Here is a 25,187-nt window from a genome sequence, read left to right on the forward strand (position 1 = left end):
GCCCGAATCGCGCTGTCTCGCCGACCCCGCGGCTGGGCTTAACGAACCCCGTGGGGTCATTGTGAAGGGCCCGGGAGGGTCAAAGCTGAGTGAGCGGTTCCATGGTCGGCTGCGCGAGAGATAGCGGATGAGCAGTGGCGGCGTACACGAGTTGCCCGACGGTGCAGTCCTCTGGCAATGGGGACCGTGGACCGTCTGCTCAGCGCGAGTAGTCCGCGAGGGTGAGTAGCAGGTGGGCCGACTCAGCGCGCACGTGATCGGAATGGGCACCTGCCGGATTGAGGTGGCGCCCGCGAACGTACACGTCGGAGGCGTCGATGTTGACGAAACGGTGGTCGAGCGTGGAGTGCGGATACCGCTCGTCGAGTGGCAACAGGGTTGTGGTGAACATGGGCGCGGGGGCCGGACCAATTCCGGAGTGCCCGATGCCGGGTTGCTGCTCGGCCCGCAGGTGCCAAAACCCCGTCGCCCGGTCGTGACGGGAGTAGGTGGCGACGATGGGCCCCCTCAGCGGAGCGCCGTCATGCGCCTCGCTCGGCAGGATGTTCGGAAAGAGCGAGAGGAACGCGTCCCGGCGTGCGGCCATCTGGAATAGCAGCATGCTGTCGGCGGTGAACGGGCGGGACGGCGAGTGGTCCGTCACGCTCCAGCCGAGTGTGTCGTCGAGGTCGGCGTCTGCCGACCATTGGACCGCCTCGCACAGGAAGCGGCAGCCGAAGGAGTGCCCGACGAGGTGGAGGTACTGACCGTCTCGGTTGGCGAGCACGGGCGCTGCTTCGGGGTCGGCGCGCTCGGCATCCAGATAGCCGAGGAGCCGGCCCAGGATGTGGGCGGCGTGGCCTCCTCCGTCGCGTGCACCCATAGCGTGTGCCCGGTCCCGGATCCTGCGGTAGCCGGTGGGGGTGACCGGGCTGGAGGATGGCCAGCGCACGACGACGCACCATGGGGTGAAGCCCTTGGCCGCTAGGGTTGGATACCGGGCCGGGGCTGTCTCCAGGACGCCGTGCATCAGAGCCAACAGTCGCTCGGCGGTGCGGTAGGCGGAGTTGGGTGAGGTCTGCCAACCGTGGACATAGACGAGTATGTCCGTCGCCCAGGCAGGTGGGGCAAGACGCTCCGCGAAGTAATGGCGCAACCAGGCCTCGGGTACAGGTTCACCCGTGTCAGCGTCGAGCAGCCAGCCCGTCGCATCCAGGTCGACGACCTCCACCGTGCCGACACGGCTCACGCCTCGCCTCCACTTGTCCGATCCAGACGAGCATCCATGCCGCTGTGCAGACCGTAGGCGAACCCCAGGGGATTTCGGTATCGGGCGGCGAAGTCCCGGGCCAGCTCATGAGTGATCTGGCCGGCGGTCGCTGCCCCGCGCAAGTAGCGGGTGACGAACTCGAGCGCGTACTCGGCGGCAAACGCTTGCGGCATCGCGATCTGCGGCCCGAGCACGCCCTGCGCGCCGTGCTCGATGAACATGCTCCCAAGGAACGCTCGGTCCGCACTCGCCGCGGAGACTCCGGTGTGGCAGGCGTTGAGTAGGACAAGCGGTCGGAAGCAACCGTGCCGGTAGTTTGCCCTTAGCTCACGTACAGTGTGGCCGTCGAAGGGGGTGCCGTCGGTGAGCTTGACGACCAGGGTCGGGGGTTCAGGAAGGTTGTCGACGAAGTCTCCGTGGCACCAGAAGTACATCAACTGCTCGTCCAGCTCAGGCTTCCCCAGATCGCGGACGAGTTCCTCGTAAGTCGTTCGCTCAGTGTACTCCGTGCCCACCGCCAGTGCCTTCGCGACTTCATGCGCACGGGTGGCTCTGCCCACGCGGACGTCGTGGTTCAGGCTGACCGTGGGTCGCTCGTGGGCTGCTCCGGGCGGCCCGATCCACGCGTAGGCATCACTGGTGTGCTCGATCTGATGCCGATGGCCGAGGAAGCGAGTGAAGAGAACCTCCAAGGTTGCAGGCACGGTGGAATCCTCGGTTGTGCACAACAATGGCCAGGGCAGATGTAGATCAGAGTCGAACCGTACCCGCAGCCCCTCCTGGGACAAGGCTGAACGCAGGGCGAAGCGGAACATCTTGGTCGGTTCATCGTCACCGCGCAGCAGAGTGCCAAACAGCAGTGATTCCCCGCTTCGAGCCAGATCGGCCACTTTCTGGCGCAGCTCCTCCTCAGGTTCGGTACTGAGGTCCGCGGATGTTGCGTACGGGCGCCGTCGCCCCTGTAGAGGCCGACTCTGGTCGTCGACGGGCTGGAAATCGACGAACTCCGATTTCCATCGGGCACGGAGCCGGGCCGCCGCCCCATGGACCTCATCGGGCCGGGCATGCAGGTCAACCTTATGCTCGGTGCCCTGGAGTGCCGGAACGGCCGAACCTGATATCCGCGCCCGGATCCGACCTCTGCCAAGGACGTCGAAGCTGACCAGGAGGTCGGGAGCCTGCGTCGTCAGGTGCGGCAGGAAGCGGAAGCCGTCACTGGGATCCTGAACAATGCGGGTGGGCACTTCACGGGGCATCGGTCAGGCCCTCCCCGTGCGTGGCCGCAGCTGTCTATTCCCCGGCCCGCTGGGCTTCGTCTCGGTGATGGACAGGTCGGACTCCACCTGCTGCAAGACGGTACCTGTGTCGTGATGTACCAGGGTGAACCGGATCCGGTGTGTGCCGGGCTCCAGTGCCGTGACGCGGAACTGCTCGGATTCGGCGTCTCCAGGGAGGTACGCCATCGTGGCTGGTGCAACCTCCGCGCCGCTCAAGGGCACGGCCACGATGTCCAGCGCGGGCCGCGCACCTGGGCGGGCCCATGGATGCTGGGACTCAGCGATCAGCTTCAGCGTCACGTGTACTGGAGTCCCCACACTGGGGTTGTCGTCCAAGAGCGTCAGATGCGCTCGGCAGCGTGGCGGTGCCGAAAGCGCCGGAGGTGACACTGCGACATCAACCACGCGGCCGGCGACTGCGTGGGGGGCGACCGCTGCTTCGTAGAAGGCATCAGCGAGGGCGACAATGATCGAGTTGATCGCCGGCCCGTCGGTGAAGAAGTAGTCGGCCATCGTGTTGTGGGCGTCCTGGTTTTCTGCGACTGCTTCCGTAACGGCGGCTTGGAAGTCCTGTGACTCCAGGAACTGCTTCTTAGAGTTCACCTTGGTTTGCTGGACCAGGTTCGGGTCGGCGAGCAGCAGTTGCAGGAGGCCCTGCACGAACTCCCTAATCTGGGAGGCGGCGAACGTTTCGGCGCCGAAGAGGTCGTTCATCTTGTCTATGACGACCTGAAGCGCAACGTACTTCGGATCCTTCTTCGCGCCCGTGCCGGCGGCGCTGATGCCCTTCAGTTGTCCGTCGCCCACGAGAGAGATGTCGACCGGGATCGCCTTGCTGTGCTTGACCCCGACCAGCACCACGTCGGAGAGGTCTACATCGGCCGCCCAAGCGGACTCTGCGATCACCTTCTCCAGCAGGCGCAGGAAGATCGAGAGCATCTCCATGTAGGGATCGCCGTAGTCGACGATCTGGGACATGAAGTCGTAGAGCCGTACGTAGGTGGAAACGTCCTTGCGGAACAGGTCGAGCTCCTGGAGCTTTACCTTGTCTTCCTCCTCGATCGCCCGCGCGTAGCGGCGCCGGAAGTCGTGCTGCGCCGGGCTGATCGCCGCCGAGAGAGCGTTGTTGCCCTTCCGTGTCACCCAAAGTTCGGCGACCTTGCGGACGTCGCCCTCGGTGTAGATCCCGGCCTGGGCGAGCTTGTTGGCCAGGTGGACGACGACATACGGGTCGGTCTCGGTCTCCAGAGTCGCGTTCTTGAAGTACGGCTCGAAGGCCGTCTTGATGTCCTCGGGCTTGTTGGCGAAGTCGATGACGAACGTCTTGCGCTTCTGCTCCCCACCAGCGGTGCGGTGGGTGCGATTGAGGCGCGAGAGCGTCTGCACTGCGGTGACTCCCGACAGCTTCTTGTCGAGGTACATCGCCGAGAGCAGGGGCTGGTCGAAGCCGGTCTGGAACTTGTTGGCAACCAGCATGATCTTGTACGTGTCGCCCTTGTACGCGGCCGCCAGATCAGCCCCGGCACCGGGGTTCATGTTGGCCTCGGTGAACTCGTCGTCCTTCGAGGGCTGCGGGCCCCAGTCGCTGTGCCAGGTCTCGTTCTCCGGCATTGTCACCCCGCCCGAGAAGGCGACCAGGGTGCGGTAGTTGTACGAGGCGTCCTCAGCACGACGCTTAGCGATGTAGGCGTCTATCGCCAGCTTGTATTTCACAGCGGACTTGCGCGAATCGGTCACCACCATCGCCTTCGCCTTGCCCTCGAGGAGGTAGGCGACGTTGGCGTGGAAGTGCTCGACGACGATCTGCACCTTCTGGCTGACGTTCGTCGGGTGGAGCTGAACCCACCTCATCAGCCCCTTGCGGGCGGCGGCCTCTTCGACCTCGCCTCCGTCACCAGCCTCCGCCTTGCCGGCGATCTGCAGCGCAGTTTCGTAGGACTGGTAGCCCTTGAGTACGTCGAGGATGTAGCCCTCCTCGATCGCCTGCTTCATCGAGTACAGGTGGAACTCGTGAGGCTTCCCGTCGGGCCCCTTGCGGCCGAACAGTTCAAGGGTCTTGTTCTTCGGCGTCGCAGTGAAAGCAAAGTAGGAGATGTTCTCCGATTCGGCCCGCTCGGTCATCTCCGAAGCCAGCACCGACTCCACATCGACTTCGCCGCCCTCCTCGATCTCCTTGACCTCCTCGGCTGTCAGCACCTGCTTCAGCTTCGAGGAGATCTGCCCCGCCTGGGACGAGTGCGCCTCATCAGCGATCACAGCGAACCGCTTGCCCTTCAGGCCGGCGTCGGTCCGGATCTCTTCCAACGCATGCGGGAAGGTCTGCACCGTCACCGCGATGATGAGCTCGCCGTTCTTCAACGCCTGCGCCAGCAGACCCGACTTCGACTTCGCGCCAGCCTTGCGAACGTCCTCGGGGCTGATCGTCGCGACAATCTTCTTGTTCCCGTCGATCTGCCGAATCGCATCCTGCAGCTGGGAGTCGAGCACGGTACGGTCCACGACCACGATGACGGAGTCGAAGACCTTCTTGTCGTCGGCATCATGTAGTCGGGCCAGACCATGGGCGGTCCAGGCAATGGTGTTCGTCTTTCCTGACCCGGCCGAATGCTCGATCAAGTACCGGTGCCCGACGCCCTCCTCCTTCACTGCGGCGACGATGCTTGTGACGGCCTCCCACTGGTGGAAGCGCGGGAAGAGCATGCTCGTACGCCGCACGGAGGTGCCGGTGGTGACGTCCCACTCCTCCTTGGTCTGCACGATCATCAGCCGCCCGATGACGTTCAGCCAAGCGTGCTTCTCCCAGACACGTTCCCATAGGTACGCCGTCGCCGACTCATCGTCCGCGCCAGGCGGGTTGCCAGCACCACTGTCGAAGCCGATGTTGAACGGAAGGAAGTAAGTCTTGTCCCCCTCCAGCTTCGTGGTCATGGCCGCTAGGCCGTTGGAGACCGCGAAGTGCACCAGCGCCCGGTGACCGAACGACAGCAGCGGCTCCGGGCGCCCGTTCGTCAGCGGGTTGCGATCGTGCTTGTACTGGTTGATCGCCTCTTCCAGCGACTGGGTGAAGTCGGTCTTCAGCTCCACCGTGGCCACCGGAAGCCCGTTGACGAAGAACACCAGATCGATGGTGCGCTGGTCGGCAGTCGAGAAGTGCACCTGCCGCACCACCCGCACCCGCATCGACTCGTAATGCGACACGGTGGTCGCGTTGAGAGAGGTTTCGGGGCGGAACTGCGCCATCTTCAACCGGCCGCCACCGATGTACTGAACCCCGTTGCGCAGGATGTTCAACGTCCCGCCGCCATGCTCAAGCGGCTTGTCCAACGCTGCGGTCAGCACGTCAAGGAACTTCGCCTGCGACCCCGCCGCCTTCAGTGCCTTCTCGTACGCCGGCTTCTGTGTCGCCTCCAGCCACGCGAACAGATCCGCTGGGAAGAGCGCCCGCTCGCGGTCGTACTCGCCACCGTCGTGATCGTTCACCGAGTACAGCCAGCCGCGTGCCTTGAGGTACTCGCAGATCTCCTTTTCGAAGACGGCCTCGTTGTGGTCGGCCATCACGCCGCCTCTCGTACGTCGATCTGACCTGTCACGGCTGCCGTGATCAGTGCCGATCGGCGCTCCCTGGCGAGTTCAATGAACTGCTCAGTCTCCGAAACGAGTTCGTCAATCTTGGTCGTTTGCTCGTCGAGGTGCGTAACGATCTGGCGTTGCTCCGCGAGACTCGGCAGCCAGATCGGTGTTGTGCGCAAGATCGGAAGCCGAACGTTTGCCACTGTCGAGCCGTTTGCCGAGAGCAGGAAGTGGTCCTGTACACGGTCCGAGTAGATCTGCCACAGCAGGAACTCTCCTACGCAAACTGCGTCGTTGATCCGAAGCAGGACCATCCGCTGGCCAAGGCAAATCTGCTCATTTGGCACCATGCATGCCTCACCGGCAGGCGCCTCACGGGTGAACAACACGTCGCCGACGGACGGTGCACCTCCAGCGTTCCGGGCCTCCCAAGTCTCCGCACTGACGGGCAGGCCGTTTCCCGGCCGAAACTTTCCATTCCTGACCGAGGCGGTTCGGACTGCCTCGTACGCGCCATCATCCGCAACCTCCGGCGTCGTGTGTGGGCAGTCGACGACATCCGTGCATGCGTTCTGTAGTCGGGTATTGGGCAGCCGGGTATCGAAGACTCTGCCAACAAGCGCGTGGCGGCGCTCGTGGAGCAACTCGATCAGCCGCTGCTGCTCATCGATGAGTGTGTCGATGCGGGCCGTCTCGTGGTCGAGGTAGTCGGTGATGACGCCTTGCTCCTCAGTAGATACGAGAGGCGCGGTCATCGACAGCAGGTCGGCGATGTTCAGTCGGGGAGTTCGAACGTTCCCAGCCTCTGTTCCGCCGATACCTCGAACCAAACTGGCCATGGTCGCCACGGTGGATCTGCTCGTGAGAAAGTGCTTCAGCCAACGCGTATCGATCCTCGGGCCGACACTCAACACGGCGTAGTCAGGGCTGACGATACCGTCCTCCGGGGCAATGCCAAGGGCCCCCTGGAACGCCCTCATGCGGTTGATGACAAGGTCACCAGCCCGGCAGATCTTGTAGTTGGACAGATCCTCTGCCGCGGCCCTTGTAGACGTGTCCGTCGCCTCCCGACGCCGAACACCCCAACTGATCGACACCGACAGAAGGGGCAAAGTTTCGGCTTTCATTCCCGCTCGGATGTCGGACTCCGAAAGCAGCCACTTGAGGCGGATAGAGTCGCTCATCCCTCCACCTCGCGAAGAAGATCCAAGATCTTAGCGACCTGCTTCTCCAGGTCGGCATCGATCTCCGCGAGCGGACGAGGCGGAACGTACTTGAAGAAATGCCGTGTAAAGGGGATCTCGTACCCCGTCTTGGTCTTAGTCCAGTCGACCCAGGCGTCGGGAACGTGCGGCTTCACTTCTGTGTCGAAGTACGCCTGGATGACTTCGCGCGCACCTGCCGCGCCGACGGTCGAGCCACCATAAGTGAAAGGCACGTTCTCGGTGTCACGCTTCTTCGAATCCGGCTTCGGGTCGCCCTTGCGGTTGACGACAGGGCTCCCGCCCTCGTCCAGCAGGGGGCGCTCGACGGTGACCGTCCAATACCCGAACTCGTCGTTGCGCAGCACCTTGGAGAAGTCGGGATCGGCGTCCTCAAAGTCGGCGTAGAGCCGCACGACCTCGGCGCGGTCGGCGTCGCTGATCTCGCGTCCCTTGGCTCCGAGGTTCTTGCGCATCTTGGTCCAGAACGACGTGCCGTCGATCAGTTGCACCTTGCCCTGGTGGTCGGGGTGCTTGGTGTTGTCCAGGATCCAGATGTAGGTGGCGATGCCGGTGTTGAAGAACATGTTGGTCGGCAGGGCGACGATCGCGTCGACAAGGTCGTTCTCTAGCAGCCACCGACGGATGTTGGAAGGGCCAGATTCGGCGGCGCCGTTGAAGAGCGGAGAGCCGTTCATGACGATGCCGACGCGGCCACCGCCGTCCTCGGGTGCGCGCATCTTGTGGGCCAGGTGGAGCAGGAAGAGCATCTGCCCGTCGGATGTCGCGGGGAGGCCCGGTGCGAAGCGGCCGTAGGGGCCAGCGGAGTCTCGCTCGTCCTTGACCGCCTTGGCATACTGCTTCCAGTCCACGCCATAGGGCGGGTTGGACATGCAGTAGTCGAACTGGCGGCCCTTGAAGGCATCGTCGGTGAGGGTGTTGCCGAATGCGATGTTGGTCGCGTATTGGCCCTTGGCGAGCAGGTCGGACTTGCAGATGGCGTACGACTGCGGGTTGTACTCCTGGCCGTACAGGCCCAGCTTCGCGTCAGGGTTCCCAGCGAGCAGGTGCTCCTCTGCCAGGGACAGCATGCCGCCGGTGCCGGCAGTGGGGTCGTACAGCGATCGGATGATGCCGTCCTCGGTGAGGTCGATGTCCTTCTCCGAGAAGAGCAGGTCGACCAGCAGCCGAATCGCGTCGCGGGGTGTGTAGTGGTCGCCGGAGGTCTCGTTCGCTGCCTCGTTGAACTTGCGGATGATGTATTCGAAGGCGTCGCCCATGTCGGAGTTCGACACCACAACAGGGTGGAGGTCGACCTTGCCGAAGGACTTGACAACCTCACGTAGGAGCCCGGCCTTCTCCAGAGCCAGGATCTCCTTCTTGAAGTCGAAGTACTCGAACACGTCCACGTCGCCGGAAAAACGGTCGATGTAGTCGACCAGGTTGTCCGCCAGCCCGTCCGCGTCGGCCAGCAGGTTCGCGAACGAGTAGTTGGAGGTGTTGTAGAAGGTCCGTCCAGTGGCCTTCTTGACCTCGACCTTGAGCCGGTTCGGGTTATCGAACTTCGCTGCCAGCTCTCGCACCGTCGCCTGATCGGGCTCAAGGATGCAGTCGAGCCGCCGCAGGATCGTGAACGGGAGGACCACCGTCCCGTATTGGTTGGGGCGATAGGGCCCCCGAAGCTGGTCAGCGATTGACCAGATGAAGCTACCGAGCGCGCTCACAAGTTCCTCACGAGAATCGTCTAGCAGTGCCGATCACTTTGCCAGAGCTAGCAGCCGCCGTCCCACGGTTCGGCCACTCACCAGGGCCGAACCCAGCACCGCCGCCACATCCACGTCCCAGCACGATCCCAGCACGGTACGGATGACCGGGGATGATGACAGGTGACGAGGGGTCAGCTATCCCAGCACCATCCCAGCACGGAAAAAAGCCAAGGGCCCGACTCCGAAGAGCCGAGCCCCCTCTGACCTGCATATTTGCCAGTTAAGCGATGTGGTGGTATGTCACCCGCTACACATTGAAGCGGAACTCCACCACGTCCCCGTCCTGCATGACGTATTCCTTGCCCTCCATGCGCGCCTTGCCCTTGGCGCGGGCCTCGGCGACGGAGCCCGTTTCGACCAGGTCGTCGAAGGAGATGATCTCCGCCTTGATGAAGCCCTTCTGGAAGTCGGTGTGGATCACACCGGCCGCCTCGGGGGCCGTGGCACCCTTCTTGATCGTCCAGGCGCGGGTCTCCTTGGGGCCTGCCGTGAGGTAGGTCTGGAGGCCCAGGGTGTCGAAGCCGACGCGGCCGAGGGTCGCGAGGCCGGGCTCTTCCTGGCCCATGGACTGGAGGAGCTCCAGGGCCTCGTCGTCGTCGAGCTCGATCAGTTCGGACTCGATCTTGGCGTTGAGGAAGATCGCCTCGGCGGGGGCCACGAGAGCGCGCTGCTCGTTCTTGAAGTCCTCGTCGACCAGCTCGTCCTCGTCCACGTTGAAGACGTAGAGGAAGGGCTTGGTCGTGAGCAGGTGCAGCTCGTGGAGGAGGCGGCCCTTCTCGGTGCCGGCGGTGATGCCCGCGTGGAAGAGGGTGTCGCCCGCTTCGAGGATCTTCTGGGCCTCCTCGACCGCGGCCAGGACGGCGACCTTCTCCTTCTGGAGGCGGGCCTCCTTCGTGAGGCGCGGGACGGCCTTCTCGACGGACTGGAGGTCGGCGAGGATCAGCTCGGTGTTGATCGTCTCGATGTCGTCCTTGGGCGAGACCTTGCCGTCCACGTGGACGACGTTCTCGTCCTTGAAGGCGCGGATGACCTGGCAGATCGCGTCCGACTCACGGATGTTCGCGAGGAACTTGTTGCCCAGGCCCTCCCCTTCGCTCGCGCCGCGCACGATGCCCGCGATGTCGACGAAGTCGACCGTCGCCGGGAGCAGCTTCTGGGAGTTGAAGATCTCCGCGAGCGTCTTCAGGCGCGGGTCGGGGACGCCGACGACGCCGACGTTCGGCTCGATCGTGGCGAACGGGTAGTTGGCCGCCAGCACGTCGTTCTTGGTCAGGGCGTTGAACAGGGTCGACTTGCCGACATTCGGCAGGCCGACGATTCCGATCGTGAGCGACACGTTGGCGACTTCCCTAGGGGGTGGGCGGGGGCAGTGAGGTCCGGCCCCGGTGGACCGATTCTCCAGTTTACGGGCGGGGGCGAGCGCCCGGCCACGGGTCCCGCCGGGGGCCGATCCGGTTCCCATTGGGCCGTGTGGCATCGAACTCATCGCCAAGGTCACCCAAAGCGCGTGTCCCGCACCTGATTCCTGCCGCTCGGCGACCTACGTTGTCCCGGTGGAGCAGCACAGGACACGTCCCCCGCAGCGCAGCCAGACTCAGCAGGCCCCGCTGTCCCCGCTCGGGACCAAGGGAGCCAACGGAACCAAGGGAGCGAAGGGGGCGGCCGGCGAGAGCGCCGCCGTCTACCGGGTGATGAGCACACCCGCGGGCCGGGCCCGCCCGGTGGCGCCTGCCGTGCTCGCCCTGCGGCGGCTGCCGAATCCGCGGCTGACGGGTATCGGCGCCGGGCTCTTCGCGGCGGCCACCATGTTCGTGCTGGCCTGTGCGGACTGGCTGCTGTTCGACGGCTCGGCCGCCGTGTTCGGTGTGCTGTTCCTGCCGGTCAGCGCCCTGACCGCGTTCTGGGTGCGCCCTGCGGACCTGGTGACCGCGCCGATCAGCGTGCCCATCGCGTTCGCCGTCGGGATCATCCCGATCTCGGGCGGCACGGGCGGCTTCGGCGGGCAGATGATGGCCGTCGTCACCGCCCTCGCCGTCCACGCCGGCTGGCTGTACGGCGGCACGCTCGTCGCCGGGCTCATCGCGACCGTGCGCAAGGTCCGGCTGATGCGGGCCCGGCAGCGACGGATGCTGCTGGCCGCGCAGACCGCGCGGGCGGGCGGGCAGCCGCAGTCCCCGCGATCCGGCGGGCAGGCACCCCGGGACGCCGGGCAAGCGCCCCGGGCCGCCGCACAGGGGCCCCGGCGCCGCCAGCGCTGAGCCCGCGGCCGGCGAACGGGCGGGACAGGTCGGGACAGGTGCGGAAACCGGCCCGAGCAGCAGGCGGGACGGGCAGCGGCAGCGGGCCGGGAGCGCCTCAGCTGCCCGCTGCCGCCATGGCCGCGCCCACGATGCCGGCGTTGTTCTGCAGTTCGGCCGGCACCATCTCGGACCGTACGTGCTCGATCAGCGGCAGGAACTTGTCGGCCTTGCGGCTGACACCGCCGCCGATGATGAACAGTTCGGGCGAGAACAGCATCTCCACGTGGACCAGGTACTTCTGCACCCGGTGCGCCCAGTGGTGCCAGCTCAGGTCCTCGTCCTCCTTGGCCTTGGTGGAGGCGTGCTTCTCCGCGTCGTGGCCGTTCAGCTCCAGATGGCCGAGCTCGGTGTTGGGCACGAGCCTGCCGTCGATGAACAGCGCGCTGCCGATGCCCGTACCGAGTGTCAGCACGATGACCGTGCCCTTGCGGCCGCGCCCCGCGCCGAAGGTCATCTCCGCGACACCGGCCGCGTCCGCGTCGTTCAGCACGGTGACCGGCAGGCCGAGCTTGTCGCTCAGCAGCGTGCGGGCGTCCAGGTCGATCCAGCCCTTGTCGACATTGGCGGCGGAGCGGGTGACACCGCTGGTCACCACGCCCGGGAAGGTGATGCCCACCGGGCCCGTCCAGTCGAAGTGCCCGACCACCTCGGCCACTGCCCCGGCCACGTCATCAGGCGTGGCCGGGTGCGGTGTGAGTACTTTGTGGCGCTCCCGCGCCAGGTCTCCGCGGTCCAGGTCCACGGGAGCACCCTTGATCCCGGATCCGCCGATGTCCACGCCGAAGATCTCCATGTGATCCACGTTACGGGCAGGCGGCCCCGCCCACTTCCCGGAGCGGAAACCCGGTACGGAAAGGCAATGCGCAAGGCGGTGCGGAAACCCGGTCCGGAGACCTGGGTCACCGGGTCATTCCGCCGACAGTGCCGCCGCCTCCGCGCGCAGGTCCCGGCGGAGCTCCTTGGGCAGCGAGAAGATGATGGACTCCTCGGCCGCCTTCACGATCTCCACGTCCTCGAAGCCCCGCTCGGACAGCCAGGCCAGCACACCGTCGACCAGCACCTCGGGCACGGATGCTCCGGAGGTGACGCCGACCGTGGAGACGCCGTCCAGCCAGGCCTCGTCGATCTCGTCGGCGGAATCGACCAGGTGCGAGTCGCCCGCGCCCGCGCCGAGTGCGACCTCGACCAGGCGGACCGAGTTGGAGGAGTTCTTGGAACCGACGACGATCACCAGGTCGGCGTCCGCGCCCATCTGCTTGACCGCGATCTGGCGGTTCTGCGTGGCGTAGCAGATGTCGTCGCTGGGCGGCGAGATCAGCAGCGGGAACTTCTCCTTCAGCGCGCCGACGGTCTCCATCGTCTCGTCGACCGAGAGCGTGGTCTGGGAGAGCCAGACGACCCGGGACGGGTCGCGCACCTCGACGTTCGCGACGTCCTCGGGGCCGTCGACCAGCGTGATGTGGTCGGGGGCCTCGCCGGAGGTGCCGATGACCTCCTCATGGCCCTCGTGGCCGATGAGGAGGATGTCGAAGTCGTCCTGCGCGAAGCGGACGGCCTCCTTGTGGACCTTGGTGACGAGCGGGCAGGTCGCGTCGATCGTGGCGAGCTTGCGTTCGGCCGCCTCGTCGTGCACGGTCGGCGCGACGCCGTGGGCGGAGAACATCACGATCGAGCCCTCGGGGACCTCGGCGGTCTCCTCGACGAAGATCGCGCCCTTCTTCTCCAGCGTCTGCACGACGTATTTGTTGTGGACGATCTCGTGGCGCACGTAGACCGGTGAGCCGTACTGCTCCAGAGCCTTCTCCACGGCGATCACGGCACGGTCCACGCCCGCGCAGTAGCCACGGGGAGCGGCGAGCAGGACGCGTCGGGGTGTCGTAGCAGTCATGCGCCCCATCGTAACGGCCTCCCCCGCGGCAGGGCGCGGAGCCGGAGAGCACCGGGAGCCCGCTCCCCGCAGCGGGGGAGGCCGTTAGGCCGTACCGAACAGGCGCGGGGCCGACGGGGTCGGGAGACTGATCATCACGCGAACAACGGAGGACTCATGGCCGGCAGCGACAGCCGCAGCGATTCCGGCAGCGGAACCGATTCCGGTAACGGCACGGGCTCCGGCCACGACGCGGTTTCCGGCGAGGTCTCCGGCAGCACCGCAGGCCGGGCGGGGCTGCGGCGGACGCTGGGCTTCCGGGATCTGGTGGTCTACGGGCTGCTGTTCATCGCCCCGATGGCCCCGGTCGGCGTCTTCGGCACGCTCGACGCGAAATCGCACGGCGCGGTGGCGCTGGTCTACATCGCGGCGACCGTGGTGATGGCGTTCACCGCTTTCAGCTACGCGCAGATGGTGCGGGTCGCTCCCCTGGCGGGTTCGGTGTTCGCGTACGCGCGCAAAGGGCTCGGGGAGGCGCCGGGGTTCATCGCCGGGTGGATGGCGATGCTGGACTACCTGCTGATCCCGGCGGTCGCCTACCTCTTCTCCGGCATCGCGATGAACTCGCTGGTGCCCGACGTGTCGCGGTGGGTGTGGACCGCGCTGGCCGTGGTCCTCACGACGCTGCTGAACCTCTGGGGCGTACGGGCGGCGGCCCGGGTCGGCTTCGCGGTGCTCGCCATGGAGATCGTGGTGCTGCTGGTGTTCCTGGTGTCCGCCGTGGTGGTCCTGGTGCAGGACGGGGCGCAGCGCGGCTGGCTGACGCCGCTCAACGGCGACGCGGGCTTCTCCGCGACGGCCGTGCTGGGGGCGGTGTCCGTGGCCGTGCTGTCGTACCTGGGCTTCGACGCCATCGCCACGTTCGCGGAGGAGGTGACGGGCGGCTCGGCCAAGGTGGCGCGGGCGCTGCTGTTCTGCCTGGTGCTGGCGGGGTTCCTGTTCGTGGCACAGGCGTATCTGGCGGCGCTGCTCGAACCGATGACGTCGGCCGAGCTGGCCGCCGACCCGGCCGCCCAGGGCTCCGCCTTCTACGACACGGTGGACTCCGCGGTCGGCTCCTGGCTGCACGATCTGGTGGCGGTCAGCAAGGCGATCGGGGCGGCGTTCGCGGCGCTGGCCGGGCAGGCGGCCGCGGGCCGGCTGCTGTTCGCGATGGCCCGGGAGCGCCGGCTGCCCGCGCTGCTGTCCAAGGTCGATCCGCGCTCGGGGGTGCCCCGGATCGCGATCCTGATCGCGGCGGTCGTGACGCTGGTGGCGGCGGTCTGGGCGGCCCGGCGCGACGACGGCCTGGACCATCTGGTGTCGGTCGTGGACGTGGGCGCGCTGACCGCGTTCGTGCTGCTGCACGCTTCGGTGGTCGGCTGGTTCGTGGTGCGCCGGATGGAGGGGCCGCCGAGCTGGTGGCGGCACGTCCTGATCCCGGTGGTGGGTGCCGGCGTGCTGATCGCGGTGATCGTGGAGGCGACGTCGAGCGCGCAGGTGGTGGGGGCGTGCTGGCTCGTGGTAGGGCTCGCGGTACTCCTGGTGCAGCGCGGACGCCGGTCGGCGTGAGGGACACGGCGTCGGCGTCAGGAGTGCGGCGGGTGGCGCGCTCGGCGCCCGCAGGTTCGATGCCCGCGGGTTCCTTCTCCCGGGCTCCTTCCGCGGGGCCGGCTGGTTGTCGGTGCAGACGGATACGCTCGCTCGCATGGCTCTCCAAACATCCGCGGAAGCTCCGCTGCCCGTCGGTGACGTGTCACGGCTCATCGGCGGCTGGATCGACCGGCTCGGCGCCGTCTGGGTCGAGGGACAGATCACCCAGCTGTCGCGGCGCCCGGGGGCCGGAGTGGTGTTCCTGACACTGCGCGACCCCTCGCACGACATCTCGGTGAGCGTGACGTGCTTCCGGCAGGTCTTCGACCGGATCGCCGACGTGGTCACGGAGGGCGCGCGGGTCGTCGTCCTCGCCAAGCCCGAGTGGTACGCCCCCCGCGGGCAGCTCTCACTGCGTGCCACGGAGATACGGCCGGTCGGCATCGGCGAGCTGCTGGTCCGGCTGGAGCAGCTGAAGAAGTCACTGGCCGGGGAGGGCCTCTTCGCCCTCGACCGCAAGAAGCCGCTGCCCTTCCTGCCGCAGCTGATCGGTCTCGTCTGCGGCCGGGCCTCGGCGGCCGAGCGCGATGTCCTGGAGAACACCCGGCGCCGGTGGCCCGCGGTCCGCTTCGAGGTCCGCAACACCGCCGTGCAGGGCGTGCACGCGGTGAACCAGGTGGTCCGGGCCGTGCAGGAGCTGGACGCTCTCCCCGAGGTCGACGTGATCGTCGTGGCGCGTGGCGGCGGCAGCGTGGAGGACCTGCTGCCGTTCTCGGACGAGCAGCTGATCCGTACGGTCGCGGCCTGCCGCACCCCGGTGGTCTCGGCCATCGGGCACGAGCCGGACTCCCCGCTGCTCGACCTGGTGGCCGACGTACGGGCCTCCACCCCGACGGACGCCGCGAAGCGGATCGTGCCCGATGTGAGCGAGGAGCTGGACCGGGTCCAGCAGCTGCGGGACCGGGCGCTGCGGTCGCTGCGGGGACTGCTCGACCGGGAGGAGCGGGGGCTCGCGCACGCGCTGGGGCGCCCATCGATGGAGCGCCCGCAGCGGATGGTGGACGAGCGGGCGGCGGAGATCGACGCGCTGATCGGGCGCGGCCGGCGGGTGCTGGGCCATCTGCTGGACCGTGCGGACTCGGAGCTCTCCCACACCCGCGCCCGGGTGGTCGCGCTGTCGCCCGCGGCGACGCTGGAGCGCGGCTACGCGGTGCTGCAGCGGGCGGACGGGCACGTGGTGCGCGATCCCTCGGACGCTGGGGCGGCCGGGGACGCGCTGCGGGCCCGGGTGTCGGGGGGCGAGTTCGTCGTGCGGGTCGACGGATGAGCAACACCTTCCGGTCCCTGCGGACAGGGCCCGGAAGGCCGGCCGGGGCCGGAATCGACGGACATGCCGACGCATAGGGTGGATCACATGACGGACGACGGGACGACGGCGGCTGCGGCCACGGGCACGCTCGGATACGAGCAGGCGCGCGACGAGCTGATCGAGGTGGTGCGCCGGCTGGAGGCGGGCGGGACGAGCCTGGAGGAGTCCCTGGCCCTGTGGGAGCGGGGCGAGGAGCTGGCGAAGGTGTGCCGGCACTGGCTGGAGGGCGCCCGCGCCCGGCTGGACGCCGCGCTGGCGGGGCCGGCCGGCTCCGGGACCGACGGCGCCGAGGGCCCGGCGGCCGACGCGGGCTGAGCCGGGCGGTGTACGGCCGGAGGGCGGCCCCTCGCCGTCACCGTCACCACTGCCGTTGTGGAGTGGATCACTCCCCTCCAGTTTTAGTTGAAAGTTAACCTACCTCTCCCGTACGGTGACCGGAGTAGTCCGACCCCCGTGTTCGTCCGGAAGGTAATACGCAAGATGTCCCTCGTTCTTGACCCCGCCGCCCAGGACCTCCTCTTCCGTGAGGCCCGCACCGCCAACACCTTCACCGACGAGCCGGTGACCGAGGAGCAGGTCCAGGCGATTTACGACCTGGTCAAGTACGGCCCGACCGCGTTCAACCAGTCGCCGCTGCGCGTCGTCCTGGTCCGCTCGGACGACGCCCGCGCGCGCCTCGTCCAGCACATGGCCGAGGGCAACCAGCCCAAGACCTCGACCGCCCCGCTGGTCGCGATCCTGGCCACCGACAACGAGTTCCACGAGGAGCTCCCGGCGCTGCTGCCGCACTTCCCGCAGGCCAAGGACGCGTTCTTCTCCGAGCGCCCGGTCCGCGAGTCCGCCGCCGCGCTGAACGGCGCGCTGCAGGCCGCCTACTTCATCATCGGCGTCCGCGCCGCCGGCCTGGCCGCCGGCCCGATGACCGGCTACGACGCCGCGGGCATCGAGAAGGAGTTCCTGGACGGCGACCACAACGTGCTGATGGTCGTCAACATCGGCAAGCCGGGCGACGACGCCTGGTTCCCGCGTCTGCCGCGCCTGGCCTACGACGAGGTCATCAAGACCGTCTGAGTCCGAGCGCGCCGCGACATACGGAAAGGCCCTGGAGCACCTGCTCCAGGGCCTTTCCGTATGTCGCGCGCCCCGGCGCGCCCGTGCGCGCCAGCGGCCCTTCCTGCTGCCGGAAGGCGCCGTCAGGACGTCTTGAGCGCCGCCGCCATCTCCGCCAGCCGCTCCGGCGAGGCGGAGCCGGTGACGACCGTGGTCGCCCCCTTGCCCTCGCGCACGAGGGCGTCGTACTTCGGGCCCTCCCAGTGCTGCCACGTCTCACCGGCGACCTGCTGGGTGCGGCCGGTGTTCTTCGCGTCCTGGCTGACAGCGGTGATGTACTTCTTCGCCGGCGACGTGGACTGCTCCACCGCGACGTACCCGCCGTCCGGATCGAGGAAGCCCAGGTGCCAGCTGTTGCCGGCCTCGCGCTCGTAGCTGACGGAGGTCGGCTTCCACTTCTGCGCCAGACCGCTGGGCGCCACCACCGGATACGGAGCCGCGCGCCGCGCCGTCAGGAGCTCGACCCGGTAGTCGACCGCCTTGACGGGATCGGCCTTGTCGTCGTGCGGGACGAAGATGTAGACGACCCCCGCCACGGCGGCGATCACCGCCAACGACAGGAACATGTCCCGCACTGTCTGCTTGCCTCGCTTGCTTGCCACGGGTCCATCGTCGCATCAGCCCCGACGGCACCGAACCGGGGGCGCCCCGCTCATAAGTGACCCGGTCTGCTCATTTTATCGACCTGACGATAGAGTCACATCACCCTCATCCGGTCGTCGTCGTACAGAAAGGTGCGCTCCGATGTCCGAGCATCATCTGCCGTCCCAGCTGGAGGTCTCCCCGGAGGCCCCCGACCGCAACCTCGCCCTGGAGCTCGTCCGGGTCACCGAGGCCGCCGCCATGGCCGCCGGGCGCTGGGTCGGCCGCGGGGACAAGATCGGCGCCGACGGCGCCGCCGTGAAGGCCATGCGGACCCTCGTCTCCACCGTGTCGATGAACGGCATCGTCGTCATCGGTGAGGGCGAGAAGGACGAAGCCCCCATGCTGTTCAACGGCGAGCGGGTCGGTGACGGCACCGGCCCCGAGGTCGACATCGCCGTCGACCCGATCGACGGCACGACCCTGAACGCCAAGGGCATGCCGAACGCGATCGCCGTGCTGGCCGCCGCAGACCGGGGCGCGATGTTCGACCCGTCCGCGGTCTTCTACATGGACAAGCTGGTCACCGGCCCCGAGGCCGCCGACTTCGTCGACATCAACGCCCCCGTCTCGGTGAACATCCGCCGGGTCGCGAAGGCGAAGAACTCCACCCCCGAGGACGTCACCGTCGTCATCCTGGACCGCCCGCGCCACGAGGGCATCGTCAAGGAGATCCGGGAGACCGGCGCGCGGATCAAGTTCATCTCCGACGGAGATGTCGCGGGTTCGATCATGGCCGCCCGCGACGACACCGGCGTCGACCTGCTGATGGGGATCGGCGGCACTCCTGAAGGCATCATCTCGGCCTGCGCCATAAAGTGCCTCGGCGGTGTCATCCAGGGCAAGCTCTGGCCGAAGGACGCGGCCGAGCGCCAGCGCGCGCTGGACGCCGGGCACGACCTGGACCGGGTGCTGTCCACGGACGACCTGGTCAGCGGCGACAACGTGTTCTTCGTGGCGACCGGCATCACGGACGGCGAACTGATGCGCGGTGTGCGCTACCGCGCGGAGACGGCCACCACCGAGTCGATCGTGATGCGCTCCAAGTCGGGCACCATCCGGAAGATCGACTCGACCCACCGGCTGTCGAAGCTGCGGGCCTACAGCGCGATCGACTTCGACCGCGCGAAGTGACGCAGACACGCCTGACGCGGACACGCGCCGCGTCGACACCTACGACGTAGGCGCGTTCACGATCACGTGAGAGGGGCGCCCCCCATGTGCGGTGGGGGCGCCCCTTCCACGTCCAAACGGATGCGGTGCGGCACTCAGCCGGCCGCGGCGATGCGGCCCGCCGCGCCGGATGCCTTGAGCTCGGCCTCGCGCCGCCGGCGGCGGGCGAGGGCCACGCGGCGTTCGGCAGCCGTGAGGCCGCCCCACACCCCGTACGGCTCGGGCTGCAGCAGGGCGTGTTCCCGGCATTCGACCATGACCGGACAGCGCGCGCAGACCCGCTTCGCGGACTCCTCGCGGGAGAGCCGGGCAGCGGTCGGCTCCTTCGACGGGGCGAAGAACAGCCCGGCTTCGTCCCGGCGGCACACCGCCTCCGAATGCCAGGGGCCTGCCTGGTCCTCCCGAGCGGGATTCCGCTGGGAAGGAACGGCGGCGACCTGCAGGGGCTGATGCGGCAGTTGCAGCACGGTCCACTCCTGACGACGGCTTCGCGGGCGAGAAGACGATGCAGCTCTCCCTACCCGCTGTGCGCGCGCCTATGCACTGAGTGGCACTCAGGTCCGGTCCGCGAAATTGCGGCCGATCGCGGTTTCGGCTGAAATCAGTTCCTCCCGGGACCGCTTCCGCGTCAGCGCCCGAGGTGTTTGCGCAGCCGGTCCTGGAGATCCGCGATGAACTTGCCGCGCTTGGGCTTTGCCTCGACGCTGCCGAACACCGAATAGCCGTTGACCACGACCACGGGCGCCTCCGGATCTCCGGATTCCAGCGTGACGACTTCGAAATTCCCGAAGATTCCCGTTCCGCTGCCGCGCAGCGAGATGTTCTCGGGAACCCGGATCTCGACACTTCCGAAGATGGAGGTCGCGTTGATCACGGTCAGACGCTGTCCGAAAAGCGCCTCGGTCAGATCGATCTCCACACTGCCGAACAGCGAGAACGCGTTCGTCCGGCCGCCGACCCGCCAGCGCCCCCTGCGGGTGGAACTGCTGAAGACCGCGATCAGGTTGTCGGCCGGGCCCGCGGTCTCCTCGGGGCCGTGGGCGTACTGCGCGGCGGCGGGCCTGGTGGCCGCGCCGCCCGGCGCGGGCAGATCCCGTACCAGCGGCTCCAGTTCGCCGACGGTCTTGGCACGGTAGACCGCGTCGACCCGCTCGCCGTGCTCGTCGGCGGTCAGCCGGCCCTCGGCCATGGCTTCCCGCAGGATGTCCGCGATCCGGTCCCGGTCGGCGTCGGAAGCGCGGATACCGTCGGGTTCCGCCGGCGCGGTGGGCTGCTGGGGGTGCTTTTCGAGGTCCACCGACCCAGCGTACCCAAACGCGATAGATCGCGACTAGGCCCTGTGGGCAAACCGCCGCCGTCGCCCGCAGCGCGGCAGGCGGTAGCGCGGCAGGCGGCGGGCGGCAGTTCGACGACCGGCCCCGGGCCGGGCGTTGACGGCGTGGCGCGGGGCCGATCCCGGTGAGCCCTACCTCACAGGCTCGCCGCTCCTGCGGGGTCCTACCCTGGTGGGTGCGCTGTCCAAGGGAGGCCAGCCGCTGTCACCGAGTGAGGAATGGCCGTAATGCCAGAGTTTGCGTACTCCGATCTGCTCCCCCTGGGAGAGGACACCACGCCGTACCGTCTGGTCACCTCCGAGGGTGTCTCCACCTTCGAGGCCGACGGCCGTACGTTCCTCAAGGTCGATCCGGCGGCGCTGCGCACCCTGGCCGCCGAGGCCATGCACGACATCTCGCACTACCTGCGGCCCGCGCACCTGGCGCAGCTGCGGCGGATCGTGGACGACCCCGAGGCCTCGTCCAACGACAAGTTCGTCGCGCTCGACCTGCTGAAGAACGCGAACATCGCCGCCGCGGGCGTGCTCCCGATGTGCCAGGACACCGGCACCGCGATCGTCATGGGCAAGCGCGGGCAGAACGTGCTCACCGAGGGCGGTGACGAGGAGGCGCTGTCGCACGGAATCTTCGACGCGTACACCAAGCTCAACCTGCGCTACTCGCAGATGGCCCCGCTGAACATGTGGGACGAGAAGAACACCGGCTCCAACCTCCCGGCCCAGATCGAGCTGTACGCGACCGACGGCGGTGCGTACAAGTTCCTCTTCATGGCGAAGGGCGGCGGCTCGGCCAACAAGTCGTTCCTCTTCCAGGAGACCAAGGCGGTCCTCAACGAGGCCTCCATGATGAAGTTCCTGGAGGAGAAGATCCGCTCGCTCGGTACGGCCGCGTGCCCGCCGTACCACCTGGCGATCGTGGTCGGCGGTACGTCGGCCGAGTTCGCGATGAAGACCGCGAAGTACGCCTCCGCGCACTACCTGGACGAGCTGCCCGCCGAGGGCTCCCCCACCGGTCACGGCTTCCGGGACAAGGAGCTGGAGGAGAAGGTCTTCGAGCTGACGCAGAAGATCGGCATCGGGGCGCAGTTCGGCGGCAAGTACTTCTGCCACGACGTACGGGTCGTGCGCCTCCCCCGCCACGGCGCCTCGCTGCCCGTCGCCATCGCCGTCTCCTGCTCGGCCGACCGCCAGGCCACCGCGAAGATCACCGCCGAGGGCGTCTTCCTGGAGCAGCTGGAGACGGACCCGGCCCGCTTCCTCCCCGACACCACCGACGAGCACCTCGACGAGGCCGGTGACGTGGTCAGGATCGACCTCAACCGGCCGATGGACGAGATCCTCGCCGAGCTGACCAAGTACCCGGTCAAGACCCGGCTCTCGCTGACCGGCCCGCTGGTCGTGGCGCGCGACATCGCGCACGCCAAGATCAAGGAGCGCCTCGACGCGGGCGAGGAGATGCCGCAGTACCTGAAGGACCACCCGGTCTACTACGCGGGACCGGCCAAGACGCCCGAGGGTTACGCCTCCGGTTCCTTCGGCCCGACGACCGCCGGCCGGATGGACAGCTACGTCGCGCAGTTCCAGGCGGCCGGCGGCTCCAAGGTGATGCTCGCCAAGGGCAACCGGTCCAAGCAGGTCACCGACGCGTGCGACGCGCACGGCGGCTTCTACCTCGGCTCCATCGGCGGCCCGGCGGCGCGGCTCGCGCAGGACTGCATCAAGAAGGTCGAGGTCGTCGAGTACGAGGAGCTCGGCATGGAGGCGGTCTGGCGGATCGAGGTCGAGGACTTCCCGGCGTTCGTCGTCGTCGACGACAAGGGCAACGACTTCTTCACCGAGCCCGCCCCGGCACCGACGTTCACCAGCATTCCGGTACGCGGCCCCGGCCTGGCCTGACGGACGCGCGGGTGAGGGGCCGCCCGGCCGGGCGGCCCCTCACCCGTCGAGCAGGCCCGAGGTCGCGACCAGGTAGCCGAGCTGGGCCCGGCCGGTACTGCCGAGCTGCTCGGAGACCTTGCGCATGTGCTCCGCCACGCTGCGGCGGCTCATCCCGATCCGGCGCGCTATCGCGGCGTCCGTCTCGCCGTTGACCACCGCCCGCAGGATGGCGCGCTGCAGGTCCGACGTGATGACGGGGGTGCGCAGTGGTGCCCGCTCCGGGCGGACCGGCACCGCGCGGGCCCAGGCCTCGTCGAAGGCGCGGGCCAGGAACCGCACCAGCGACGGGTGCTGGACGCGCAGGGCGTGGTGCGGTTCGTCGGAGAACGGGACGAACGCCAGATCGCGGTCGAACACGATCACCCGGTCGACCACCTCGGCGAGGGTCCTGACCTCCGCTCCCGCCTCGGTCACCTGCTCGATGTACGCGAGGGTCGTCCGGTCCGAGCGGACGGTGTGCTGGTAGATCGTCCGCTGCCGGACCCCCCGCCCCAGGTTGCCCAGGTCCCGGGTCAGCGCCTCCTGGAGCACGCGTGCCGGGCGGCCGCCGCCCGGGTGCGCGGTGCGGACCTGTTCCCGGCAGCCGCCCACCGCCGCTTCCAGCGCCCTGCTGATGACGGCCTCCCCGGACAGCCGGGCGAGCGCGGGCTGTTCGCTGCGGTGCACGTCCGCGTACAGGGCCTCGAAGACGGAGAGCGTGGCGCGGGTGGCACGCAGCGCCCGGCGCCGGTCGAGGAGGGCCTCCTGGAGCGGGGCGAGCGCGGTGTAGGACGCGGTCTCCGGCGGTACGGGGACCATGAATCCCGGTGAGCCCCGGTCGGCCACCATCAGGTGCAGGTCCCGCAGGCAACCGGCCACCTCGCCCTGCGGAAGGCATCCCGCCACCAGTGCGCGCCGGTAGGTCGCGAGCGCGCTCTCGCAGGGTCGTTCCGGACCGGCCCCGGCCCCGGTCCGTGCGCAGCTGTCGGCCGGCGATTCGCGGCAATCGCATACCGGTGGGCTGGATTGATCGTCCTTCACAAGTATGCAGATTACCTTTGTGCACAAGGGATGACGGCGGGCAGTTCGACGGTTCGGCGACTATGAACGGGTGACGCCCGGCCCCGACAACACCCTCAGCCGGCCGGACGCCGAATCGGCCGACTCGCGCTACGGAGTACGGCGATATCGATTCCTCGTGACCGGCTACGCCATCTCTTCGTACGGCACCTTCCTGAATATGGTGGCGCTCAATCTGTTCGTCTATGAGACGACCGGACGGGCTCTCGCCATGGGGCTGTTCATGGCGGTGCGACTCGCGTCCGGATTCGCCGCCGGGCTGACGGCCGGGGGGCTGCTCGCCCGATTCCCGGCGAAGAGCGTGATGCTCTGGACGAATATCGCGCAGGCGTCGGTGATGCTGCTGCTGGTTCTCGCGCCGGACGGGCTGCGGACCGCCGCGCTGATCGCGGTATCCGTGGTGGTGGGCTCCTGCGGGACGCTCTTCATGGTGTCCCTGCGCAGTTCCATTCCCGAGATGGTCGGCGAGGACCGCCGCTCGTGGGCCAACTCCCTCTCGATCACCGGTCGTTCGCTGGCCATGGTGGCCGGTTTCGCCTCTGCGGGCGTCGTCGTCTCGCTCGTCGGGTACACCGCCGCCTTCGTGGTGGACACGGCCACCTTCGCGGTCTGCGCGGTGACGGTGGCCCTGCTCCCCATCCCGGGCGGCGGCAAGCGGCGCGCCGGGGACGGGAGTACGGACCGGAGCGGGAAGGAGCCGGACGCGGCAGCCGGCGGGAATCCGGTGGACGCCGCGCCGGCCCGTCGGCGCGGGCCCGTCGCGCTCGCCGCGCTGGCCGCCGCGCCCGGTCTGGCGCTGATGGTGGCGCTGCGAGGGGTGGACGCGCTGGGCTCGTCCTCGCACAACGCGGCGCTTCCGGTCTACTCCAGCGAGCTCGACGACTCGCGCCCCGCCGTGTTCGTCAGCGCCTTCTGGTGCCTGTGGGCGCTCGGCAACATCGTGGTGCAGCAGCTGATCCAGCGTTACGCGCGCCGCACCGGCCAGTCGGTGGGGGCGCTGGGCTTCGGCTGGGGCACCTGTCTCATGTCGGCGGCGTTCATCCTGGCGTTCGCGGGGTTCCCGCCGGCGGCCACGGCCGCGATCGCGCTGGTCGCCGGGGCCGCCGACGGGCTCACGGAGGTCTCGTACACCTCTCATCTGCAGACCCTGCCGGCCGGGCTGCGCGCCCATGCCTTCGGGCTCTCCGCCACGGTGGAGAACCTCGGCTTCGGCGCCGGGATGATCCTGGTGGCGGCCGCGCTCGACCACTACACCCCGCTGACGGTCGTGGGCTGGTCCCACGGTGCCGCGCTCGTGGTCGCCGCGGTGTTCCTGATCCGGGTGACGGGCCTGCGCAGGTCCCCGCCGGCAGCGTCGCCGCCGTGACCGGGCCCCGGGCCGGGTCGCGTGCCGGTCACGGGGCGGTCCGCGTACGACTGAATTCAGCCAATTACGCGGGGGCCTGCGCCACGCCCCCGCGACGCCTCCCGCGCGCGGGCGACAGCGCGGGTACGGCTGTCGGCCGCCCGCCGCTCACCGTTCCGGTGCCGTCCGGGCCGTCCCGCCCGGCCCTGCGGCCGCGTCTGCCGGCCGAGGGCAACGGCGCCGCACCGCCGCATTCGCGCAGCGGGCCGCCGACCGGGCTTGCGGGGCCGGCGGCAGATGCGGTGAGTTGTCCGCGTCGCAGGAGAATCCGCCCCGCCCGGCCCCACCTCGCGTC

General features: G+C 68.3%; 20 protein-coding genes. 8 read left to right on the forward strand and 12 right to left on the reverse strand.

Annotated features, from left to right (window positions below; all coding sequences use genetic code 11):
• Window positions 1–199: 199 nt before the first annotated feature.
• The 6 genes from EDD93_RS03780 to ychF form a co-directional block, all read right to left on the reverse strand.
• The gene (locus tag EDD93_RS03780) at window positions 200–1,228 is read right to left on the reverse strand and encodes a hypothetical protein (protein ID WP_123523821.1); all 1,029 of its coding nucleotides are present in this window, start codon (window positions 1,226–1,228) and stop codon (window positions 200–202) included.
• On the reverse strand, window positions 1,225–2,505 hold the full coding sequence (locus EDD93_RS03785) for a CHAT domain-containing protein (protein WP_123523822.1): 1,281 nt from the start codon (window positions 2,503–2,505) through the stop codon (window positions 1,225–1,227). The genes EDD93_RS03780 and EDD93_RS03785 overlap by 4 nt, the downstream gene beginning before the upstream one ends.
• Window positions 2,506–2,508: 3 nt before the next feature.
• A complete protein-coding gene (locus tag EDD93_RS03790) occupies window positions 2,509–6,081 on the reverse strand; it encodes a type I restriction endonuclease subunit R (RefSeq protein WP_260255610.1) in 3,573 nt (1,190 codons plus the stop codon).
• Entirely contained in the window at window positions 6,081–7,280 is a 1,200-nt protein-coding gene (locus tag EDD93_RS03795; protein ID WP_123523823.1) for a restriction endonuclease subunit S, read from the reverse strand. The genes EDD93_RS03790 and EDD93_RS03795 overlap by 1 nt, the downstream gene beginning before the upstream one ends.
• Window positions 7,277–9,022: a class I SAM-dependent DNA methyltransferase gene (locus EDD93_RS03800; protein WP_123523824.1), complete on the reverse strand. Its 1,746-nt coding sequence runs from the start codon at window positions 9,020–9,022 to the stop codon at window positions 7,277–7,279. The genes EDD93_RS03795 and EDD93_RS03800 overlap by 4 nt, the downstream gene beginning before the upstream one ends.
• Before the next feature lie 289 nt (window positions 9,023–9,311).
• A complete protein-coding gene (gene ychF, locus EDD93_RS03805; RefSeq protein WP_123523825.1) occupies window positions 9,312–10,400 on the reverse strand; it encodes a redox-regulated ATPase YchF in 1,089 nt (362 codons plus the stop codon).
• 217 nt (window positions 10,401–10,617) lie between these two features.
• Here ychF and EDD93_RS03810 point away from each other — a divergent pair, with 217 nt between their 5' ends.
• Window positions 10,618–11,322 (forward strand): DUF6542 domain-containing protein, encoded by a 705-nt coding sequence (locus EDD93_RS03810; protein ID WP_398902822.1) that lies wholly within the window; start codon window positions 10,618–10,620, stop codon window positions 11,320–11,322.
• Between the two features lie 97 nt (window positions 11,323–11,419).
• On the opposite strand, the gene ppgK is transcribed toward EDD93_RS03810, so the two are convergent.
• Both ppgK and EDD93_RS03820 read right to left on the reverse strand, forming a co-directional pair.
• Window positions 11,420–12,157: a polyphosphate--glucose phosphotransferase gene (gene ppgK / locus EDD93_RS03815; protein WP_123523826.1), complete on the reverse strand. Its 738-nt coding sequence runs from the start codon at window positions 12,155–12,157 to the stop codon at window positions 11,420–11,422.
• A 114-nt stretch (window positions 12,158–12,271) separates the two neighbouring features.
• Window positions 12,272–13,261, reverse strand: coding sequence for a 4-hydroxy-3-methylbut-2-enyl diphosphate reductase (locus tag EDD93_RS03820; RefSeq protein ID WP_185092206.1), 990 nt, complete (start codon window positions 13,259–13,261; stop codon window positions 12,272–12,274).
• Window positions 13,262–13,408: 147 nt separating this feature from the next.
• Here EDD93_RS03820 and EDD93_RS03825 point away from each other — a divergent pair, with 147 nt between their 5' ends.
• From EDD93_RS03825 to EDD93_RS03840, 4 genes are all read left to right on the forward strand, one after another.
• On the forward strand, window positions 13,409–14,842 hold the full coding sequence (locus EDD93_RS03825; protein ID WP_260255611.1) for an APC family permease: 1,434 nt from the start codon (window positions 13,409–13,411) through the stop codon (window positions 14,840–14,842).
• 136 nt (window positions 14,843–14,978) lie between these two features.
• Window positions 14,979–16,190 carry an exodeoxyribonuclease VII large subunit gene (gene xseA, locus EDD93_RS03830; RefSeq protein ID WP_123523827.1) on the forward strand — a complete coding sequence of 404 codons (1,212 nt, stop codon included), beginning with the start codon at window positions 14,979–14,981 and terminating at the stop codon, window positions 16,188–16,190.
• Window positions 16,191–16,277: 87 nt separating this feature from the next.
• On the forward strand, window positions 16,278–16,547 hold the full coding sequence (locus EDD93_RS03835) for an exodeoxyribonuclease VII small subunit (protein ID WP_123523828.1): 270 nt from the start codon (window positions 16,278–16,280) through the stop codon (window positions 16,545–16,547).
• Between the two features lie 165 nt (window positions 16,548–16,712).
• Window positions 16,713–17,303 carry a malonic semialdehyde reductase gene (locus tag EDD93_RS03840; protein WP_123527568.1) on the forward strand — a complete coding sequence of 197 codons (591 nt, stop codon included), beginning with the start codon at window positions 16,713–16,715 and terminating at the stop codon, window positions 17,301–17,303.
• Window positions 17,304–17,425: 122 nt separating this feature from the next.
• On the opposite strand, the gene EDD93_RS03845 is transcribed toward EDD93_RS03840, so the two are convergent.
• The gene (locus tag EDD93_RS03845; RefSeq protein WP_123523829.1) at window positions 17,426–17,944 is read right to left on the reverse strand and encodes a DUF4245 domain-containing protein; all 519 of its coding nucleotides are present in this window, start codon (window positions 17,942–17,944) and stop codon (window positions 17,426–17,428) included.
• Between the two features lie 142 nt (window positions 17,945–18,086).
• Between EDD93_RS03845 and glpX the strand changes: the two genes are divergently transcribed.
• Window positions 18,087–19,118 (forward strand): class II fructose-bisphosphatase, encoded by a 1,032-nt coding sequence (gene glpX / locus EDD93_RS03850; RefSeq protein WP_123461360.1) that lies wholly within the window; start codon window positions 18,087–18,089, stop codon window positions 19,116–19,118.
• A 134-nt stretch (window positions 19,119–19,252) separates the two neighbouring features.
• Here glpX and EDD93_RS03855 read toward each other — a convergent pair whose 3' ends face one another.
• Window positions 19,253–19,624 (reverse strand): WhiB family transcriptional regulator, encoded by a 372-nt coding sequence (locus tag EDD93_RS03855; RefSeq protein WP_123523830.1) that lies wholly within the window; start codon window positions 19,622–19,624, stop codon window positions 19,253–19,255.
• Window positions 19,625–19,785: 161 nt separating this feature from the next.
• The gene (locus tag EDD93_RS03860; protein WP_123523831.1) at window positions 19,786–20,454 is read right to left on the reverse strand and encodes a DUF1707 domain-containing protein; all 669 of its coding nucleotides are present in this window, start codon (window positions 20,452–20,454) and stop codon (window positions 19,786–19,788) included.
• A gap of 264 nt (window positions 20,455–20,718) precedes the next feature.
• On the opposite strand from EDD93_RS03860, the gene EDD93_RS03865 reads away from it, so the two are divergent.
• Window positions 20,719–22,386 carry a fumarate hydratase gene (locus tag EDD93_RS03865; RefSeq protein WP_185092207.1) on the forward strand — a complete coding sequence of 556 codons (1,668 nt, stop codon included), beginning with the start codon at window positions 20,719–20,721 and terminating at the stop codon, window positions 22,384–22,386.
• A 39-nt stretch (window positions 22,387–22,425) separates the two neighbouring features.
• Here the strand turns inward: EDD93_RS03865 and EDD93_RS03870 are convergent, their stop codons facing one another.
• Complete coding sequence (locus EDD93_RS03870; RefSeq protein WP_123523833.1) at window positions 22,426–23,448, reverse strand: LuxR C-terminal-related transcriptional regulator; 1,023 nt, start codon at window positions 23,446–23,448, stop codon at window positions 22,426–22,428.
• Between the two features lie 199 nt (window positions 23,449–23,647).
• Between EDD93_RS03870 and EDD93_RS03875 the strand changes: the two genes are divergently transcribed.
• Window positions 23,648–24,853: an MFS transporter gene (locus tag EDD93_RS03875; RefSeq protein WP_398904987.1), complete on the forward strand. Its 1,206-nt coding sequence runs from the start codon at window positions 23,648–23,650 to the stop codon at window positions 24,851–24,853.
• Window positions 24,854–25,187 lie beyond the last annotated feature (334 nt).

It is taken from the genome of Streptomyces sp. 840.1 (assembly GCF_003751445.1).
Lineage (GTDB): Bacteria > Actinomycetota > Actinomycetes > Streptomycetales > Streptomycetaceae > Streptomyces.